Annotated in this window: 14 protein-coding genes; all 14 read right to left on the bottom strand. The window is 59.2% G+C overall.

Annotated features, from left to right (window positions below):
* Nucleotides 1-14 precede the first annotated feature (14 nt).
* Nucleotides 15-794: a type IVB secretion system protein IcmH/DotU gene (icmH, locus tag ACVDHI_RS05190; protein ID WP_447211799.1), complete on the bottom strand. Its 780-nt coding sequence runs from the start codon at nucleotides 792-794 to the stop codon at nucleotides 15-17.
* Between the two features lie 22 nt (nucleotides 795-816).
* Nucleotides 817-2,151 (bottom strand): type VI secretion system baseplate subunit TssK, encoded by a 1,335-nt coding sequence (gene tssK / locus ACVDHI_RS05185; protein ID WP_102988949.1) that lies wholly within the window; start codon nucleotides 2,149-2,151, stop codon nucleotides 817-819.
* Nucleotides 2,152-2,153: 2 nt separating this feature from the next.
* Complete coding sequence (gene tssJ, locus ACVDHI_RS05180; protein WP_253584731.1) at nucleotides 2,154-2,669, bottom strand: type VI secretion system lipoprotein TssJ; 516 nt, start codon at nucleotides 2,667-2,669, stop codon at nucleotides 2,154-2,156.
* Complete coding sequence (tagH, locus tag ACVDHI_RS05175; protein ID WP_447211798.1) at nucleotides 2,669-3,919, bottom strand: type VI secretion system-associated FHA domain protein TagH; 1,251 nt, start codon at nucleotides 3,917-3,919, stop codon at nucleotides 2,669-2,671. Before tagH ends, tssJ begins: the two co-directional genes overlap by 1 nt.
* Before the next feature lie 56 nt (nucleotides 3,920-3,975).
* Nucleotides 3,976-4,974, bottom strand: a complete 999-nt coding sequence (gene tssG, locus ACVDHI_RS05170; protein WP_447211797.1) for a type VI secretion system baseplate subunit TssG — start codon at nucleotides 4,972-4,974, stop codon at nucleotides 3,976-3,978.
* Nucleotides 4,938-6,704, bottom strand: a complete 1,767-nt coding sequence (gene tssF / locus ACVDHI_RS05165; RefSeq protein WP_447211796.1) for a type VI secretion system baseplate subunit TssF — start codon at nucleotides 6,702-6,704, stop codon at nucleotides 4,938-4,940. Before tssF ends, tssG begins: the two co-directional genes overlap by 37 nt.
* Nucleotides 6,705-6,707: 3 nt before the next feature.
* Nucleotides 6,708-7,139 (bottom strand): type VI secretion system baseplate subunit TssE, encoded by a 432-nt coding sequence (gene tssE / locus ACVDHI_RS05160; protein ID WP_139736899.1) that lies wholly within the window; start codon nucleotides 7,137-7,139, stop codon nucleotides 6,708-6,710.
* 6 nt (nucleotides 7,140-7,145) lie between these two features.
* Entirely contained in the window at nucleotides 7,146-8,624 is a 1,479-nt protein-coding gene (gene tssC / locus ACVDHI_RS05155) for a type VI secretion system contractile sheath large subunit (protein ID WP_042015701.1), read from the bottom strand.
* Nucleotides 8,625-8,660: 36 nt separating this feature from the next.
* The gene (gene tssB / locus ACVDHI_RS05150; RefSeq protein ID WP_447211795.1) at nucleotides 8,661-9,164 is read right to left on the bottom strand and encodes a type VI secretion system contractile sheath small subunit; all 504 of its coding nucleotides are present in this window, start codon (nucleotides 9,162-9,164) and stop codon (nucleotides 8,661-8,663) included.
* Between the two features lie 662 nt (nucleotides 9,165-9,826).
* Complete coding sequence (locus ACVDHI_RS05145; RefSeq protein WP_324062637.1) at nucleotides 9,827-11,224, bottom strand: tetratricopeptide repeat protein; 1,398 nt, start codon at nucleotides 11,222-11,224, stop codon at nucleotides 9,827-9,829.
* 340 nt (nucleotides 11,225-11,564) lie between these two features.
* Nucleotides 11,565-12,029, bottom strand: a complete 465-nt coding sequence (locus ACVDHI_RS05140) for a hypothetical protein (RefSeq protein ID WP_201888960.1) — start codon at nucleotides 12,027-12,029, stop codon at nucleotides 11,565-11,567.
* Nucleotides 12,026-16,663, bottom strand: coding sequence for an RHS repeat-associated core domain-containing protein (locus tag ACVDHI_RS05135; protein WP_447211794.1), 4,638 nt, complete (start codon nucleotides 16,661-16,663; stop codon nucleotides 12,026-12,028). The genes ACVDHI_RS05140 and ACVDHI_RS05135 overlap by 4 nt, the downstream gene beginning before the upstream one ends.
* Nucleotides 16,660-17,388 carry a DUF4123 domain-containing protein gene (locus ACVDHI_RS05130; RefSeq protein WP_447211793.1) on the bottom strand — a complete coding sequence of 243 codons (729 nt, stop codon included), beginning with the start codon at nucleotides 17,386-17,388 and terminating at the stop codon, nucleotides 16,660-16,662. The genes ACVDHI_RS05135 and ACVDHI_RS05130 overlap by 4 nt, the downstream gene beginning before the upstream one ends.
* The gene (locus ACVDHI_RS05125; protein ID WP_447211792.1) at nucleotides 17,378-19,423 is read right to left on the bottom strand and encodes a type VI secretion system Vgr family protein; all 2,046 of its coding nucleotides are present in this window, start codon (nucleotides 19,421-19,423) and stop codon (nucleotides 17,378-17,380) included. Before ACVDHI_RS05125 ends, ACVDHI_RS05130 begins: the two co-directional genes overlap by 11 nt.
* Nucleotides 19,424-19,468: the final 45 nt, after the last annotated feature.

Here is a 19,468-nt window from a genome sequence, read left to right as displayed (position 1 = left end):
GCTCTCCTTAAGTTTTATTTTAATAATTCGCCCAGTTGACGCAGCACGTCCTGGGTCTGGTTATTGAGTTGGTGGTGATAGAGGCCGAAGATCAGCGCCAGGATCAGCGCCCCGCCCATGAACAGGCTGCGCAGGGAGACCTGCTTGCGCAGCTGATAGCGGGAGGCCTGCTGCCCCAGATCGAGGTGAAACACGCTGGGCGCCTCGCCGCCGGCCTCGGGGGCCAACTGCTTGTGCAGCTGGCGCACGATGCGCTCGAACTCCCCTTGTCCCTTGCTCATTACCTTGTAACGCCCCTCGAAACCGAGGCACAGACAGAGGTAGATGAACTCCAGAATGTCGCGATAACGCACCGGGTCTTCCTGCAGGCGGGCCAGCAGCACGAACACCTTCTCGCCGCCCCAGGTCTCGTTGTGAAAGCGGGTCAGCAGGGAGTGCTCGGACCATTCGCTCTGGCTGCCCCAGTCGCGGCCCATCACGGCCTCGTCGATGAAGGTGCAGAGGATGTAGCGAAACGACAGCACCACCCCGTTCTCGTAGCCCTGGGCCATCAGCTCCTGTTCGATGGCCTGGATCTCGGTCACCACCCGCTGGTAGAGCTCGGGCACCCAGTCGTAACGGGACAGCAGGCGCACCCGCTGCACCAGCCCCAGCAAGGGGGTCACCGCATCGATCATCGGATTGATGCTCTGGCCGCGCAGGCGGAACCAGTAGTCCGAATCCATGTCCAGCTGCTCGGCATGATCGAACAGCAGGTCGCTGAGTTGCTCGTTCTTGATAATGTCCGTGGTCATCTCTGCTTATTCCTTGGTGCGATCACTGGCTGCGAATGGCCCAGAGCTGCATGTCGAGCTCGGGGAAGTCGCCGGCGATGTGGAAGGCAAGGGTGTTGCCCACCGCCAGCATCTGCCAGGCCGGGCTCTGCCGGTCGAGCTGGAAGTAGCTGTAACCGGCGTGATAGGGCAGCTGGCGCGGCGCCACCGGCAGCGGCAGCAGCGGAATGCCGGGCAGTTGCAGGCTGATGAGCTCGCGGATCTTGTCGCTGGAGGCCACCTTGGTCTGCTGCAGCAGCTGTTTGCGCAGCTGCTCCTGCGGCATGCGGGCACGCACCGCCAGCACGAAGTCGGCGCTCTGCATCAGCTCGCTCTCGTTGACCATGGCCACCATGATGCCGTACTGGTGCTTGCGCAGCTGGATGGAGACGGCGCGCGGCGACAGCACTGTGCTGAGCGCCTGGCGCAGGGCCAGCATCACCGGCTCGAAGCTCACCTGCTGATCGTCGTGGCGATAGGCGGGGAACTCGGGCGGCAGGCGGGACTCGTCGGTAAAGGTCATCAGCTCGCCACAGAGCTGCACCAACGATTCGTGCAGCCGCTCGGGGTGCAGGGTGCCAAGGCGCGCCAGATGGGAGAGCTGGGGCTGGGCCCGGTTGAGTAGTTGCAGCATCATGAACTCGGCCACGTCGGCCACCCCCTGCTGACCCGGCGCGGCAATACGCTGGGAGAGGCTGCGAGCCCGCTCGGCCACCAGGCCAGCCGACTCGCCGAGGAAGCGCTTGAGGGTCGGGATGGCGGAGACGCTGATGCTGCAGGGCATGAAGTTGGGATCCAGCACCAGACCGCCGTCCGGACGCTTGTCCAGGATCCGGGCGATGGCGAGCGAGGCGTAGGCGCTGCGATCCTCCCGCTCCAGCATCAGCCGCAGGCTGACCCGCCCCACTTCGAGGGAGACCACGTCCCCCCCTTCGCTGTGCAGGTCGCGCACGTCGTGGCGATGGGCCTGCAACCGGGTGGCCACCTGACCGCCCTGATTGACCTCGTTGACGCCGCTCACCGAGAGCGGCAGCGCCAGATAGACCTTCTGGTTGGCCACCGAGGCGTCGGTGACTTCCAGCGGGGTCGGCAGCACGTCGTCATTGGGGATGTTGAACACGGTACCGTCCGGCAGGATGCCGGTGGCCCCCACCAGGGCGATGCGGCCAAAGCCCAGGTAATCCTCGTTGATGGCAAGCGACTGCAAGCCGTAGAAATAGTCGGACAGCGCGCTCAGGCGAGCGTGCAGCGCGTAATCCGAATGTCTTTGTTGTTGCTGGAAGTGCTGGGGCTTGATGAACAGCCCCTCACGCCAGATAACCCGATTTCGACTCGACATGGTTATTCTTCTTCTTTTTGCAGTTCCACTTCATCCAGGCGCAGGTGCACCAGGATTTGATAAGCCGTTCCCTTGCTCTTGATCTTGATGACCTTGCGCCACTCGGCGCTGTCGGGGTCGGCGTAGCGTGCGATCACCCCGATGTAGCGGGTCTTCTCGTCGAGCTTGATGGGGGGCAGGTATTTGAACTGGCCCGGCAGCAGGGTGTAGTCCTGATGGTCCAGGTAGTTCTTGCCAAGGGCCTTTTCCACGTCCGCGGTCACCTGGTCGTAGTCGGTGGCAAGCAGCTTGGAATCCTCCGCCAGCAGCACCACCTGAAACTCGATGGGCGCCGCCTCCCCGCTCTCGTTGGGGTTGACGTCAGGCTCCGCCAGCAGACTCAGCCCAAGGGTGGAGGGTTGACTGTCATTGCTGCCCACCTGGATATCCGGGTTCATGGCCACATCGGCCATTTTGCCCATGGTGGTACAACCTGCCAGGGCCAGCAGCGCGGCGCCCAGCATCAGCGCTCGTATCATCAAATCAGTCCCTGTTGCTGACGCACGGCCTGGTCATAGGCCTGGGCATACACCTGGTGGAACAGCTTGTCGAACCCCTGCTGACGGGCGGAGGTGAGCTCGCGGTAGTAGTGCTGGTACATGTCCCAGGCCCAGCCTTCGTCGGCCGTGCCCGGTGCACCGCTGCGGCGGTATTGCTCAAAGCGCCCCAGCAGCGCCTGCGGCGAAAATGCCTGCAAGATGCTGTCGAGCGCCGCGCCGATGGCCTGCTGGTTCGCCACGTGGTGGATGCGCACGTTGTGCAGGCTCTCGGCCACCGCTGCCGGTGCACTCAGGTGAACCGGGCTCTTCTGCTCGGCAAACAGCACCGCCAGGGTCTCGTCATAATCAAGGCCCAGGCGCAGCGGGTTGTCCTCAATGGGACGCAGATGCTTGTCCGCCAGCGCGGCCTGTTCGTTTTGCAGTTGCAGCAGCCCTTCCACCATGGCCCGCACCGTCTTGCCCATCTCTTCGAGCATGTCGTGGGCCTGCTGGGTGTCCTGCAGTTGCAAGGGTTGACCCAGGCCGCGCATCAGCGGGGTCAGGGCTACGTGGTCGACGCCGTCCAGCGACAGCTGATAATCGGGATGGTTCTCGATGGCGGGCATATCCAGAAATTCTTGGTTCATGGTGTTCTCGACAGCAGAAAAAGGGGCAAGAGGGGGAACGTCCACATCCGGTTGTGAACGCAGTGAAGCCTGCAGGCGACCGTCCGCCAGCGGGCCTTCCATCAACGGATTGGGCGCCCTGCGCTCCTGCTGCAATGCCAGCAAGGGATCGGCCGCCAGGGTACGCGGATCGTCAGCTGGTACGACGGGCTCATCGCTGGTCAGCCACTCATCGAGCTGCTCGGTGGGACGGTTGCCCAGCACCTGTTGCAGGCTCTGCTCGGGGGTGATGGCCCCCAGATAGGCGCGCAGCCGGAACGGGCCGATCACGAGCTCGTCCCCCTGCTCCAGATGCACCTTGCGGGCCCGCCCGATGGGCGAGGTGGCACCGTTGATATAGGTCTGGCCGCTCAGATCGCACAGGCAAAAGCGACCGTCGTTGAGCTCGATGCGGGCGTGGGCGGGCATGACGGCCCCCAGCCTGTCGCGCAGTTGCCAGTCATCCTGTTCGGAGGCCCCCAGGGTCCCCCCCATCTCATCGAAGCGGTACTGCACCTGCTGGCTGCCATCGAGCTGTTCGCTGTTGAGCACCACCAGGGAAAGTTGCTGGTTAAAATCGTCCACAGTTACTCCTGCACTGATTCCTGTAGTTAAATTTTCTGCGCTGCTGATCTCTGCACTTATTCCTGCACACAAATGGTCACAAACGGATCACTCGGCGGCTGGCCGAGAAAGGTACTCCACCCCAGGCGGGCACTCTGCTCTTCCCCCAGCCTCAGTCCCCTCGCCTGCTCCTGGCCGAAACCCAGCCGCAGATCCCAGGCCAGCTGATCGCGCAGGATGAAGGAGACGAAGGTCACCAGAGCCTGGAAGTGCTCCCCGTTCGGCAGAAAGCCGAGAAACTGGCCAAAGCTCAGGTTGTTGATCTTCAACAAGAACTTGCCGGCACAGTCGTTCACCTTGTCGCCGATGACAAAATCGCTCCCCAAGGTGGCGCAGGCGCCGCCGAGGCGATTTTGCTGATCCTGATGAATAGGCACCTTGCGCCATTGCCAGGCGCTCACCTGCACGTCGGCCAGATCGAAGCAGTGGGCCACCAGACCGGCCACCACCTCGGGGGAGCGGCTGGGGCTGGCCAGCATGCCCGCATAGGAGAGCATCTTGGCCCGGTTGACCGGCAGGCTCTGGCAGACCGCCTCATTGCCGAGCCCCACCAGGGCGAACATCAGGCGGGAGAAACCATCCTCGCCGTTGTCCTGAAACCGCACGTGGTAGCGATACTTGCGCCAGATCCGGTGCAGCAGGGTCAGCAGACGGTGGTGGAAGAAGTCCAGAAACAGGCCGAGCTTCTGCTCCCCCTGGGCGTACTCCCACGCCAGCGAATCGAGGTAATAGCCGGGCATAGGCGACTGACTGCCGTGCAGGCCGAGGAAGGCCACTTCCAGCTCGTGGCGCCCCTGCCCGTCCCGGCCAATCTGCAGCACGTCGCTGGTGGGGAACCCCAGGGAGGCGGTCGCCTTGAAGCGGATGTTCTCGTCACCGGGCAGGTAGTCGAGCCCCCGCTCCTGATCGGCGCCATCGAGCCGGTTGAGCAGTTCAACCAGCTGGAAGAAGTTGAAGTGGGGCGCCTCCCGGGCGGCGCTCACATCAGGGAGTGCTGACCGATCTGGACTGGCCATTGATAGCGCTCCTTGTTGTCGAGATTGACCACCTCAAGCAGGTGGAAGGCGTTGACGCTGGCATAGAGCGAGAAGAAGTGGGCCAGCACGGTACTGAACAGATAGAGCTCCCCTTCGCTGCCAAAGGCAGACTGACGGATGGAGAGCACCGACTTGAGTCCCCGCACCGGCATGCCGCGCACCAGCCGATCCACCGGCTTGGTCTCTATCTCCTCGATCCCCGCCAGCCGCTTGCGCGAGGCCTGCTCCGCCTGTTTGTCGTGCAGCGCCGGAAAATCGTAGGTGCGCAGCACCTGCACCAGGGCATCGCGGCGCAGCAGGGAGACATAGTTGAGCGACAGGTTGGATATCAGCGTCCAGTGCAGACTGCCGTCCAGCGCCGGGCGCAGCGGCCGGGTAGGCCGGATCAGGTTGCGGAAGGTGGCAAAGGAGGGCGAGCTGCCGGTGGGTACGCAGACGCTGCCCACCTTGAGACGGGCAGCGCGAGAGCGGTTGGTACAGGTGAGCGTCACCGAGATGGATTCATCCAGTTCGACCGTGGTGGTTTCATCCCCGCGCACGAACGAGAGGCTGTGCTCGAAACCATCCCCGCTTACCGCCTCCTTGACCCGCACCCGGTAGTAGAGCGCCAGCCGCTGTTTGGCCCGCTCGATCTGGTGCTGGAAGCTCTCGAATGGCTGATAGATGCGTGGCGTGCCGCGGGAGCGGCCGAGGTTCCCCTCGACCCAGCCTTCCACCTGATCCACCGAGAAGATCTCGAAGCTGTCGGCGTGGCGATAGCTCGCCTTGAGGGGGTACTCCGCCTGACGGCCATTGAGGTTGACCGGCTCGCTGTCGTGCTGGAACAGGTTGATGGCCGGCACGCAGTTGAGCATGAAAGAGTCGGGACGGATCTTGAGCTCCGCCGGCAATGGCCGGTCGAAGCAGAAGTGCACCTTGAATTCGCTCACCGGCAACGGCTGCTTGGGCCAGTCGCCACCGGAGAGTTCGAAGAAGAGGAAGCTTTCCGGGAAGCAGAAATACTCCTGCAGGATCCGGTAGCCGGAATAGACGTTGTTCGGGTAGGGCAAGAGCGCATCGCCGCGCTCGAAGCCGACCGGTTTGAGGGCCTTGGCCTCCTGGCGAAAGCGCTTGCCGTCGATCTCCAGCTCGATATGGGAGAGCTGGTTGGAGAGCCAGAAGTAGAGCTCGTAGGCGGTGTAGCTGTCACCACCAAGGAAGAAGCGCAGCTTGTCCAGCTGCAACTCGCTAAGCGGCAGAGGGGCATGCAGGGCGATGTCCAGCGAGATGGTGGAGAGATCGTTGCCGCTCTGGGCGGCGATCTGACGGATATCGGCCGGATAGACCCAGGTATCGTGACAGGTCTGGAAATGACAGGTCACCTCGTCCAGGGGCAGGCTGTCGAGCTGGCAGCCTTGCCTGACCAGCGCCGGCTGGGCGATGGCCCCCGGAATGACCGAAAACTGCATGATGGTCATGCTGGGCACGGGACGCAGGTAGTTGGGCCAGAGCATGTTGAGCAGACCGTGGGTCAGCTCGGGAAACTCATCCTCAATCTTGGCGCGCAGGTTGCCCGTGAGAAAGGCGAACCCCTCCAGCAGGCGCTCCACGTCCGGATCGGTGTTCTGCTCCGACAGAAAGCGGGTGAGCTCGGGATAGGCGTCGGCAAATTCGCGCCCTTGCAGGCGCAAAAAAGCCAGCTCATCCCTGAAGTAATGTTCCAGCGACATTGATCAGACCATGCGGTAGTGACGGTGACTGTCCATGTGGACGTTGAACGAGGTAACTTGCTCGATATGCTCCAGCCGCACGTGGGCCGTCACCTGAAACGTCATCTCAAGCGGGCTCGCCTGATAGTCGGGTGAACGGACTTCCACATGCACGATCCGCGGCTCATAGCGGCGGATGCATTGCCGGATCGCCTCCCGGATCCGCCCCTTGATGTCGGCACTCCCCTGGGTGGCGTCATTGAGATCGATGACGCCAAGTTCGGGGGCACTGCGACAGTTGCCGGGACGGGTGTTGAGGATCTGATCGAGCTGCCGTTTGACAGAGTCCACCAGTTCATCCACTTCCGAACGGGGGGAGGAGCCAAGCCCCTCCCCCCGGATGCGATCAAACAGACTGGCCGCATTGCCTCTATCCCAGGATGAGAGATGCGGCATCGGGCTTTATTCCTTGTCCAGACGACCTACCAGAGAGAGCTCGAAGCTCGCTCCCATGTACTTGAAGTGCGGGCGCACGGCCATGGCAACCTGATACCAGCCCGGCTCCCCTTCCACGTCCAGCACCTTGATCTGGGCGGCGCGCAGGGGACGACGGCTGCGCACGTCCGCAGGGGGGTTCTCCTGGTCGGCCACGAACTGACGGATCCAGTTGTTGAGTTCCCGTTCCAGATCCTGGCGTTCCTTCCAGGAACCGATCTGCTCGCGCTGCAGCACTTTGATGTAGTGGGCCAGGCGGTTGATGATGAACATGTAGGGCAGCTGGGTACCCAGCTTGTAGTTGGTTTCCGCTTCCTTGCCTTCCTTGGTGTTCGGGAACACCTTGGGCTTTTGCACCGAGTTGGCGGAGAAGAAGGCGGCGTTGTCGCTGTCCTTGCGCATGGTCAGGGTGATGAAGCCCTCTTCCGACAGCTCGTATTCACGGCGATCCGTGATGAGCACTTCGGTCGGGATCTTCGCCTGCAACTGACCCATGGCCTCATAGACGTGCACCGGCAGATCGTGAATGGCGCCACCACTCTGCGGACCAATGATGTTCGGGCACCAGCGGTACTTGGCGAAACTGTCGGTCAGGGAGGTGCCCATCAGATAGGCGGTGTTGCCCCACAGGTAGTGATCATGGTTCGAGCTGATCTCTTCCTGATAGTTGAAGCCCTTGATGGGGTTCTCCGTCGGATCATAGGGCAGACGCGCCAGGAAGCGCGGTGCGGTCAGACCCAGATAGCGGGCATCTTCCGACTCGCGCAGGGAGCGCCACTTGGTGTAGGCCGGCCCTTCGAATACCGATTTCAGGTCCTTGATGGAGGGCAGATCGGTGAAGCTGTCGACCCCGAAGAAGGCGGGGGCGACGGAAGAGATGAAGGGGGCATGGGCCATGGCGCCCACTGCACTGACATACTGCATCAGCTTGATGTCAGGGGAGCTGTGGGTGAAGGCGTAGTCACCAATCACGGCGCCGACCGGCTGTCCGCCAAACTGGCCATAGCCGCTGGAATAGACGTGCTTGTAGAGGCCGGACTGGGTGATTTCAGGAGAAAATTCAAAATCCTCCAGCAGCTCTTCCTTGGTGGCGTGCAGCACCTGGATCTTGATGTTCTCGCGAAAATCGGTGCGATCCACCAGGAGCTTCAAGGAGCGCCAGGAGGACTCCAGCTCTTGCAGCTCCTTGGCGTGCAGGATGACGTCCATCTGCTTGCCGAGCTTCTTGTCGAGCTCGACGATCATGCTGTCCACCAGCGCCTTGTTCACCGGCTCTGTGGTGGTGCCGCTGTCCAGAATGTTGGCAATCAGGGCTGCAACGCCCTGCTTGGCGACGCTGTAACCCTCATCCACCGGGGTGATGCGGGCCTGCGCCATGATTTCGTCCAGCAGGGACGAGGAGGCTGCACTCGCCCCCGCTTGAACCTGTTCTTCGACCAGAGACATAATTTTTCCTTATAAGTCAGTCAATTAATCTGCTGATCACTCGGCAGGCTTAATCAAATCCAGCTCCTTGAGCAATTGCTCGCGAGCGTCGTCACTGGACAGCAGATCCTGCAGACGGTTGCGGAAGGCGGGGATATTGCCAAGCGGCCCCTTCAGGGCAACCAGCGCCTCACGCAGCTCCAGCAGCTTGCGCAGCTCGGGCACTTGCTGGGCAACGCTGTCAGGGGTGAAGTCTTCCAGGGACTGGATTTTGATCGACACGGGCAACTTGTTCTGGCTGTTCTCCTCCAGGCGGTTGGGAACCGAAAAATTCAGCTCCAGTGCAGATTCTTTCATGACGGACGAAAAATTATTCTTGTCGATGGAGACGGTCTGACGCTCCTCGATGGGGGTCTCTTCAGAGCGCCCTTTCATATTTCCAACCACCATCATGGTCAACGGAAGCTCTATTTCCGCCTGTTGGCCACCGGTTGCCGGCACATATTTGATATTGATACGTTCTTTGGGCGCAACAGTGGCGCCATCAATCCCTTTTCCCATGCTCTAGATACCAAGTTGAGGATCCATGAAGACCCAAAAGCTTATAGCCAATGCTTTTGTCGGCAACTGTAAAAAATGACAGTTGACGTGCTCAGGACGAAAATGAACAAAAAAGCACCAACCAACCACGCCTTTTCGATATATTCCAGGAGAGAGCCTGGATATCCAAAAGGCAGCATTCAGCTTGTTATTCAATACAATCCGATTACGTCTCTACTCTTCGTTAGAGATCATATCTGGCTTAAGAGCCATTTGTAGCGAATGGTATATTTTTGATGATGATAACGTCAACGACAAATATATCTGCAAATGTATAAAAATCAAAATAAATGCACAAATATCAATAAAAACAATAAGATAGAGCCAACCCATCAAAATGTAAACTTGAGGCGAGAAGTGTAGGGAAGTTGTATTTAGTGAAGCGTTAAATAGGAAAAATCTGATTTTAAATCTTCATGACTTCTCATGATAAGCCATAAACCGCGCTCATTTTCCGAACACAAAAAGAGATTTTTCTGACAACATCCGATGTTATTTTTGTCAAAAAAACCGCCAGGATGTATTATCAAGGCGGTATTGGGTGGCGATAATAAGTGGGAAATGGCTTTATCCACTCACTGTTATTTTTATCACTATGTCTCATTCATGTTATAGGAATGACATCATATGCCCTCTGACGTCTGCCCCATTTCACCGTGTTTATCCAGTCTGATGAACCAGTGCTGCGCCAGTTTTTGACCGGCACTTTTTTCTTGTGCCGTCATGCCTTTTTCAAGTTCACGGCTGGCGGCGGTTGCATCAATATTGCCATCCGTTGCGGCCAATAAATACCATGCATAAGCATGCAATCTATTGCGGGGGGCTCCCCATCCCTGCTCACGCATGATGCCCATGCGATATTGTGCTTGCCGATGATTGGCGTTTGCCGCAGCCCGATACTGTTTCATGGCTTCGGTGTAATCAGCCTCACCACCCAGCCCCAGTCGCAGCATCTCGCCGTAGGCATATCGAGCCTCGACATTGCCCTGCGAGGCGGCCAGAGAGAGGCTCTTGCGCGCAGCTTTCAACTCCCCCCGTTCCTGTTGCAGGGTCGCCAGTTCAAGCTGAGCCTGACTCACACCACCCGCGGCAGCCAGATTCAGCCAGTGCTCACGTGCGGTGATATCGCTCTGCTGCAGGCTCAATTGATATTCGGCGTCATGGGAACCATTGCCTGCCGCCAGCTCCAGCCAATAACGGCCAAGCGCCAGGTCCTGGGCAACCAGATCCCCCCTCAGATAGGCCTGCCCCAACCACAGCTGGGCAGGAGCAGCCCCTGCATTGGCGGCGCGCTGATAGAGGCTGAATGCCTCTTCAGAGGGCGCCTTGCTCGCCAGTACCAACAAAGCGTCCGGCTGTTGCTGGGCTGCGGCTTTCTCATACCAGCGCAGGGCAAGATCGGCGCGCTTGATCACCCCTTTCCCTTGCTCATAGCGAGCGCCAAGCTGGAATTGGGCATCCCGATTCCCTTGTTCGGCGGCTTTCTCCAGCCACTTGACGGCCTCTTCATCGGCCCCCGCCTGATCTGCATACCACTGCCCCAGAACCAGTTGGGCATTTCCATGATCCCGCTTGGCGGCCTGCTCGAACCAGTTGAGGCACTCACTGGTAAGCTTCCCCTTGTGCCGTTGCCGGCACTCCTGACCCAGTTGATAGCTGGCCTCCGAATTGCCCAACTTGGCGGAGCGCTGCCACCAGTCATGGGCCAGCTTGGGATTCTTGGGCTCACCCAGGCCAGTCTGATACCAGCTCCCCACCTGTAGCGCGGCCTTGCCTCGTACATCCGCATCTGCCGCCAGCGGTCCTGCTTGGTCCGCAGCCCGCTTCATCCAGCGCATCGCCTCAGGATAATCCGGTTTGGCCGCCAGGCGATTAGCCAGCTCATATTGCGCCTTGCCCTGGCCCTGCTGGGCGGCTTGCAACAACTGCTGCTCATTCTGAGTTGACATGCTTACCGAGCATCCTGAAATGGTCCAGGACAATAACAGAATGCCAGTCACTGACATTAATTTTAAAAACATATTCCTGTCACTACCTTGTAATAAAAATCAAAATTGCTCAGCGCACTTATCCACTATTTCATCACAATCATTATTTACGAAATTGATAACACACTGACTGTTTTTTCAGCAAATTATAAAGCATCATTCTTCTTGTTATTACCAAACCGGCATAGATATATACCTAACACCTCTTCACTATATCATAGACATCCAAATTATCGATAAAGCCAGACACTGACGCCTTAAACCAAACTTTAAAATCTTGGCAGCACACCTTCAATTACATCTTCACATCTTCTTGTGTTTTTATATAAAAGCCGAACCTTCACCAAAGAAAACAACTCCAGTATGGAATGTTTCAACATACAAGCGATGAGTAAATATCCATATAAAAGGATGACTTATCTTCACCAACAGAATAACTGTATTCATCTTTAGAAATAAAGATAGCGTTTCCATATTTGTTTATCATAACAAAGTCATCAAGAAATCCATTTGATGTTACAGACCGTTTTATAATTCTCTCTAAAACTCCCCCGTCAGAGCTTAGCTCAACCTCAACATCTATATTCACATCTTTAGAGTTAAAGATAAGCAACCATGCGCCTCCCTCCCCTTTAGAGATATGGATGAAGTGGCGAATCAAGGCAGTTATTGCAGCATCAGAATCATGATGCTCATTAATGACATTAGCTCGAGAAAAAACCTTCTTATAAAACTCTGAAGCAGGGGATTGTTCAACAAAGCGATATTTACAGTTAAGCCCCTCAAAAAACATCGAGGTATTTTTCTGCTTCATATAGAGCTTAAGTCTAGAATTCATTTATTTACCTTCCCTTTTCTGAAACCAAACTTTATTTCAGGAAAATGCCCTGGGTACTGTTTGTACTTGCCGGGAAGCATGGGAGAACCTTTACTATCATCAGCGCCATGAAAGTGAGGGCCTCGACCAAACTTGTCATCATCATGAAGCACGATATATTTTTTGCTTCCATGAACATCAAACTCATAGACAGTTCGATTCTCATATTCTTTATCATAAACATATTTATGTGTTTTATATTGAGCTGAACGTGGGATGCCTGCTGCTTCTTTTGCAGCTCGAAAGCTCTCACGCCTTGAAGGCGACGCGTCGGGACACTGCCCCGGCACATTACTTAACCCCAGCGGATCCACCCAACCAGTGGGGTTGGGGGCATACTGGTAGTTATTGAGCCCGCCGGCCAAGCCTATCGGGTCAGGGGTGATAAATCTACCCGTGCCGGGCTGGTAGTAGCGGTGGCGGTTGTAGTGAAGCCCCGTCTCGGCGTCAAAATACTGCCCCTGGAAACGCAAGGGGGTTGCCACCTCGGCGATCTCTTCACGCCAGACATTGCCATAGGCTCGATAGCGCACCTGCCAGGCGGTGGCCCCGCTTGTGCGGGTCAGTGCCAAGGGCGTGCCCAGGTGGTCAAGCTGGTAGTGGAATACCTCGGCCTTCTGCCCCTCCCCTTCCAGCTGTGCCAGGGGTTTGAAACTGCCGGGTTCATAGATAAAGCTGCGGTACTGCTCGTCAGTACGATGCTTGTCGTCCCCGAGCAGATAGCAGCTCTCGGCAATCAGGTTGTTGGCCTGCCACAGGAATTCAGTAACCTGCTCGCCTTTTGCACCCTTTACCGTCTTGCGAATGCGGCGACCAAAGGCATCGTAGTCATAACAGGCGGTGCTGCCATCGGGCAGTTCGGCCCTCACCAGCTGGTGCTGGCAGTCGTAGTGATAGCGGGTCACCAGTTGCTGGCCCTTGCCGCGCCGCTCCAGCGCCAAGCGGCCAAATTCGTCGTACTCGAAGTGGCGATCGCCACTCAACAGCAATCGGTTCCCCTGGGTGCGAGCCCCATCGAACTGACCACCCGAACGCTCACCCAGGAGGTTGCCGGCCGGATCATGCAAGAAGCGCTCGGTCAGCTCGCCCCGTACCTCCAGCAAGCGGTCCAGCGGATCGTAGCGGTAGTGCTGCTCCCCCTGCACGCTGTCATCGATGTGCAGCAGGTTGCCCGTTCTGTCATAGCCATAGCGCCGCTCGCGGGCGACCTGCTTGCCCCGCTGCAGACGCAGTGCCGAGAGGCGCCCCTGCTCGTCATATTCGTACTGCTGGGTCAGTGCCCCCTGCTGCCTGCGCAGCTCAAGCCCACCCACCACCTGGTGGCGAGTGAGTTCGGCGCCGTTGAGATCAATGCCGCCAAGCGCCCCGTGCTGATAGTGATAGCCAAGCCGGTTGCCGTCGGGCAGTTGCCAGTGTGACAACCGTCCCATGGCATCGTATCGGAAATGGCTTGAGGCCCACCCCTGATGCTCGGCCACCAGATGACCGGCACCATCGTAGTCAAATGCCAGGGGCCAGGCGCCGTCGTCGACCCGGATGAGCTGACCATGGCCGTCGTACTCGAAGGCGATCTCGCGACCATCTGGCAGGGACTTTTTCAGCAAGCGCCCCATGGGGTCGCGCTCATAGCGGGTGACCAGTTCGGTCTCCTGCTTGCCGAACTCCACTTTTTCGCTCAGGCGTCCGTTGAGATCATAACGGTAGGCGGTGGTGCGACCATCGAAGCCGGTTTCCCGTGCCACCAGCCCGTTGGGATGGTAATGGATACGATGCTGTTCACCATGCTCGTTCTCGATTTCGCTGAGGAACAGCTTGGCATTGTCGTAGCGGTATTTGAGCTCGCTGCCATCGGGGTTGATGCGCCGACTCACCAGATGCAGGCCGGGGTGATATTCGAAACGTGTCTCGCGACCCAGCTCGTCCCACTGCGCCGTGACCTTGCCATAGGCGTTGTACTCATAGCGGCGAACGCCGCCCCCGGGCAGATGGACTGCACTGAGGCGATCTGCCGCGTCCCATTCATAGCGTGTGATTGCACCACGCGGGTCTTGCCGCACGATCTGGCGGCCCCGCTCGTCATAGCGCCAGCGGCTTATCCCGCCATCGACCCCTTTTTCTTCGATCAGTTGGCCAAGGCGGTTCCATACCAATTCGGTGCGGGTGCTGTCCGGGTGAACCACAGCGCACAGCTTGCCCTGAGGGGTATAGCCATAACGGGTTTCGTTCCCCAGGGGATCCCGCCTGGCAATCAGATCCCCTTGCAGGTTGTGCTCAAAACGCCATTCGCGCTCCCCCTGCACTACCTTGCGAACCCGGCCATCCCAGTAGTGATAGGCAGTCTGACTGCCGTCGGGAGCCACTTCGAGGGCCAACATCCCCTCTTCGTCATAGTGATAATGGGTCTCGGCCCCCAGCGGATCACGGGCCAGTACTTTCTGACCCTTGCCGTTGTAGGCAAACTCGGTTATCGCACCATCCGGATCCTGCTGGCGGACAAGACGTGCCTGGCTGTCGTGCTGATACACCTCCTGACTGCCATCGGCATTGAGTACCGTCACCTCGCCCTTGTCATCATCCCAGCCATAGGTGACATCAAAACCCGCCACATCGCTCCAGTGGCGGATGGCGCGGGCAGCCTTGCCTTCCCCTTCCCACTCCCAGAAGAAACCGGCACCGCCAGCCAGACGGCGCTCCACAATGACCCCATCATCACGATAGCGATACCACTCGCACTCCCCGGCCCCATTCTCGGCCGCTACCAGGTGACCATGGTCATCGTAGTGGTAGCGTTGCAGCGTGGCCTGGGGCTGCCAGGCAATGCCATCAAAGCGCTGCAACTCGAGCACCATGATGTGGTCGCCCTCGTAAGCGAGACGAAGGGCCAGCCCAGCGTCATTTTCAACCCAGGCGGGGCGCCCTTGACGGTCAGAACGCACTGTCAGTCGATTGCCGTAGGGATCGGAAAAACCGGTCAGCAGCCCAATCTCGCCATGCCAAGTAAAATGCAGGAACGGCGAACCGGCCTTGGCCAGGATCACTTCATCAGCCTCGTCACCGAGGTAGACCGCCGCCTCCGACAACAGGTTGGTCACCATGGGTCTGGCGGCTGATGGCAACGGCAGTTCGGTTGCCAGGGACTCCTCATCCCACCAGGTCAGGGTATCGCCGTGACGTTCAAGTCGGTGCGCAAGGGCATGCGTCCAGCCAAGCCCCATGCCGCAGGATTGCGCGACGGCAGAGGTGCGATAGAGGCGCCCGAAGACAAAGGGAAGCAGACCCGGCAGTTCGCCATCTTGCAGTGCCAGCAACTCTTCCCCCGTCACCATGGAGACCGGGCAGTTATTCTTGCAGGTGCTGGCTTCCGGTTGATGGGGCCGGTTATTCGGGGTAACTGCCTGCTTGGAGGCATCAGGTGTCTTGTTCACCTGTTTGATCTCGGTGTGCCCCTGGAATCGGCGTTTGGCCGCCGTGCCTTTTTCCACCAACGTGTTGGCATTGCCATCGACCAGCTTGAGATCCGCTTTTTTGGCCGGGCTCAACGGTGCAGCCCCGGCGACCAGCACCTTTTTCGCCTGCTGGGCGTGCTGGGCCAAATTGTGCTTTTTGGAGAGATTGACCAAGGAGGTGACCAGTCGCATGACCCGGTCACTGTTCTTGGCCATGGTGGCAGCCTTGGCACCATAGCGTGCAGCCAGGCCTGCCCCGCCGGTCAGCACCACCCCGATGATCACGTCAATCAGTACCGACGAAATCACCTGAGCACCAAACTCGGTCTGCTGATCCGGGGGCAGCATCTTGACCCAGCACACCAGGGCATAGGCATAAAGATAAAGCAGCGCCTCATCTTGCAGTACCAGCATGGCAGCTTCCATCTGGGAGGCCCCGGCCTTGGCCATGGCCGCAGCGTCCACGCCGAACTCGGCCAGCTTTTTGGCGTTGCCTACCGGATCGGCCAGCAGGTTGTAGATTGTTTTAAGATCGTCCCACACCCCGACCAGTGCCTTGCCGATACCGCTTGCCGCCGCCAGCGCATGGCTGCCAAACCCGCCACCAGTGCCGCTGTAACGGGCCCACGCAGCCTTGTGCTCACTGTTCCACTCCTTGGTAAGCCATACCTCCAGGTCTTTTTGAACCGGGGCATAAGAGGCAAACAGCGTATCCAGATCGCTCTTCTTCACATTGGGGTAGAAGGTCACCCGATAGGACTTGCCCGGGGTCAGCTTACCAACCTCGGCAATGCCCTTGGCATCCAGGGTTCCCTCCTTGACTACTGCCTCGCTGACAAAACGTCCGCGCACCAGTTTCCCCGCCTCCACCTTGTATGGGGTATTGCCGATGGGAATAAACCTGACGGATTCGAACAGATGAACCAACCGCAGCGTGCCGCTCAGCGGGCACTGCGTCACCACGGACTGCGCCTTCTTGCTGCCGAACGATGCCGTGATGGTCTTGTCGCCCACCTTGATGGTCTGCTCCATGTCCATGCTGAGCATGTCACCCAGGAAGAAACTCTCGGCATCCTTGCGATAGGCACTCAGGACATTGCGATAATCGGCGATCACTTCGTTGAAGACGGCCTGGCCGACATTGCTCATGCTTGAACCTCATTGATCAGCGCCGCTTCCAGCGCCGGAAACAGATCGATATCGGGGGATGGATGACGGGAAACAAAACGGGCGACCTTGCAGCGCAGGTTCGCCTCGGGAAACGCCCAGTAGAGCTGACCGTTGTGATCCGCCAACTGCTGCATCAGGTTGTTGATAAGAGGGGCGGGATCCTGTCTCGCCAAGGTCGCGGCAATGGCAGGGGGCAGCTCCCACCAGGGGAATGCGCGTGATGCTGCGGCTTCTGACGCAGCCCATTCGAAGCCGTCCCCCCCGACCCAGATCCCGTTCACTCCAGGCAGCAGGGCGGTGAAGCCCTCTCCCAGCTGGACCAGAATGCGTTTCAGATACACGCCATCCCAGTAACGGAAGAAGACCGCCTCCCCCTGGTGCCAGATCTGGGTCAGCCCCTGCAGATGGGCATAGAGGGCATCGACAGGCTGCTCGCTCGCCACTATCCAGCCCCAGTCTCTCGCCTCGGCGCCCTGCGCCCACTCGATAAAGGGGCTCTCCTTGTCGAGGGCCACCAGATAGGGCATGACGGGATGCCAGTCTTCATAAGGGGTGCCGAGATAGAGCCCGCGTGGCGTTTCGCGGCCATCGAGCTGGTAGTAGTGCTGCAAGGGAGCCGCATCGCAGGCCCCCGCCAGCACGGCATAAAGAGGGGCTGATTGCCTCTGTATCCACGCTCCCAGCGGTGTGCTCTCAAATCTCACAGCCACCCTCCTTGCATTTTTCACACTCTTCACAGAAAGGGGCGGCACTCTTCATGGTGGCCAGTTGGGCAGGAGTGAGCGGTACCTTGGGTTTGGGGGGAACACTGACACCCAGAGGGCCCAATGGTGACTTGCCGCCCCATCCCGAGCCGGCACCCGGGCTGCCGCCCGAGTTCATCTTGATGGTGGGCCCCACCAGGGTGACGCCGCCGCCATCGACCTTGATGAAGCAGCCGCCCACCTTGACGGTAATGTCTGAGCCCGCCTCCAGCACCACCTTGGCACCGGCTTTGACGTGTACCTCCTGCCCTGCCTGGGTGAGCCAGCGCTGGCCGAGTTTTTGATGCATGGAGGTGTCAACGCCGAGTGAGTAGTCCCCCTTGATGTGATCCCGTTTTTCACCGTTCACAGTGAGGTGATCATTGGCCTTGATGCGGGTCACCCGCTCATTGTCGATGTCCCAGTGTTCGTCGTGCTTGATGTGCCAGGCGGCATCGTTCTCGATAAGCACGTTCAGGTCTTTCTGACCGTGGATGTAAATCTCTTCCTGCCCCGCCTGGTCTTCAAAGCGCAGCTCGTTGAAGCCTTCACCCTGGTGGGTTTCGGTGCGCAGCACGGTGCGGGTCTTGTTGGCTGGCAGCTCGTAGGGCGGCCGATTGGTGGCGTGATAGGTGCGGCCGGTCACGATGGGCTGGTCGGGGTCCCCCTCCAGGAAACTCACGATGACCTCGTGGCCGATGCGCGGGATGGCCATCATGCCGTACTGACCGCCGGCCCAGCCCTGGCTCACCCGCACCCAGCAGGAGCTCTGGTCGTTGGAACTGCCATATCTGTCCCACGGGAATTGCAGTTTGACCCGGCCATGCTCGTCGCAGTAAATCTCCTCACCGTCGGGACCCACCACCATGGCGATTTGCGGGCCATCCACCATCGGCTTGTGAGGGGCCTCGGGGCTGCCGATGCGTGCTCGCCAGGTGGTGCTCGCTTTCACCACGCCAAATTCGTTGTGGTAGACGGTGGGGCCGCAGCCCCCCTCCTCTTCCAGTGCCTGCGGCTGCAAGCCGGTGTGCTGGATGCGCACCACTTGCCAGTCGGTGTTGAGGCTGCCGTTGGGGTGTTCGGTCAGTGAGAAGGTCTGGCCCGGCAAGAGGGCTGCGCTGTTGGACTTGCCACTGCCCGCCACAGCGTCATTGCGCAGGGCATCCAGCCGGTGCTGGGCAAACGCCTTGCCGCTCGGGTCCGCTTTGTAGCGGCCCGGGTAGTCGAAGTGCTGGTAGGTATCGCGCTGGTGTTCGAGCTCTGTGCCCTGCTTCTTGTGAGAGAGACCATAGGCCGGGGTCTTGAAGCTGTAGTCCTTGAGCTCCACATCCGAGGGCCGCACCGCTTCGCGGTAGTGGAACTGACGGACATAGGAGCCCTGCTCCAGGGAGCGGTTGCCGAGGTTGAAGAAGAGTTCGGGGCCAGCGGTCAGGGCGGCTGAGTCATCGGCAAAGACGATGCGGTGCTTGCCCTGCTCGAATTCGTGGAAGTAGAACATCCCCTCTTCGGCGGCGAGGCGATTGAGGAAATCGAGGTCGGTTTCCCGGTACTGAACGCAGTATTCCCGCTTGGCGTGCTCATTCTTGAGCGCAAAGGCATAGTCGGTGATGCCGTGCTCTTGCAACAGGATGGAGAGGATGTCATCGGGTTTTTGCGCCTGGAAGATGCGGGAGTTCTGGCGAAGTGACAGACGCCACAGCGCCGGTTGCACCATGAGCTGATAGCGGGTGCGGCGAAAGCCGCTATCACCCTGCGCGAAGTCACTCACCACCCCGCACACCCGGCGCTGCAGCTCGCCGTTGTACCACACCATCAGCTCGCAGGGCTGGTCCAGCACGGTGCCAACGTCGATGTCGGGCTGGGCACTCGCCAGCTCCAGGCGCAGGTTGAATGGCCGGTTGAGCGCTTCATCCAGCGCAAACTCGGCCACCACGAAGGTGCTCTCGGGCAGGGCCCCCACCTTGACGGTAAATTGTAATCCTGTGCTGTCTGCCATCGCTGCGCGCCCCTGAAATATCGTGCGGCCCCATCAGGTGGGGCA

Source organism: Aeromonas sp. 25-248 (assembly GCF_053005425.1).
The sequence above is the reverse complement of the archived record's forward strand: the minus strand, read 5'-3'. Positions and strand labels throughout refer to the sequence as shown.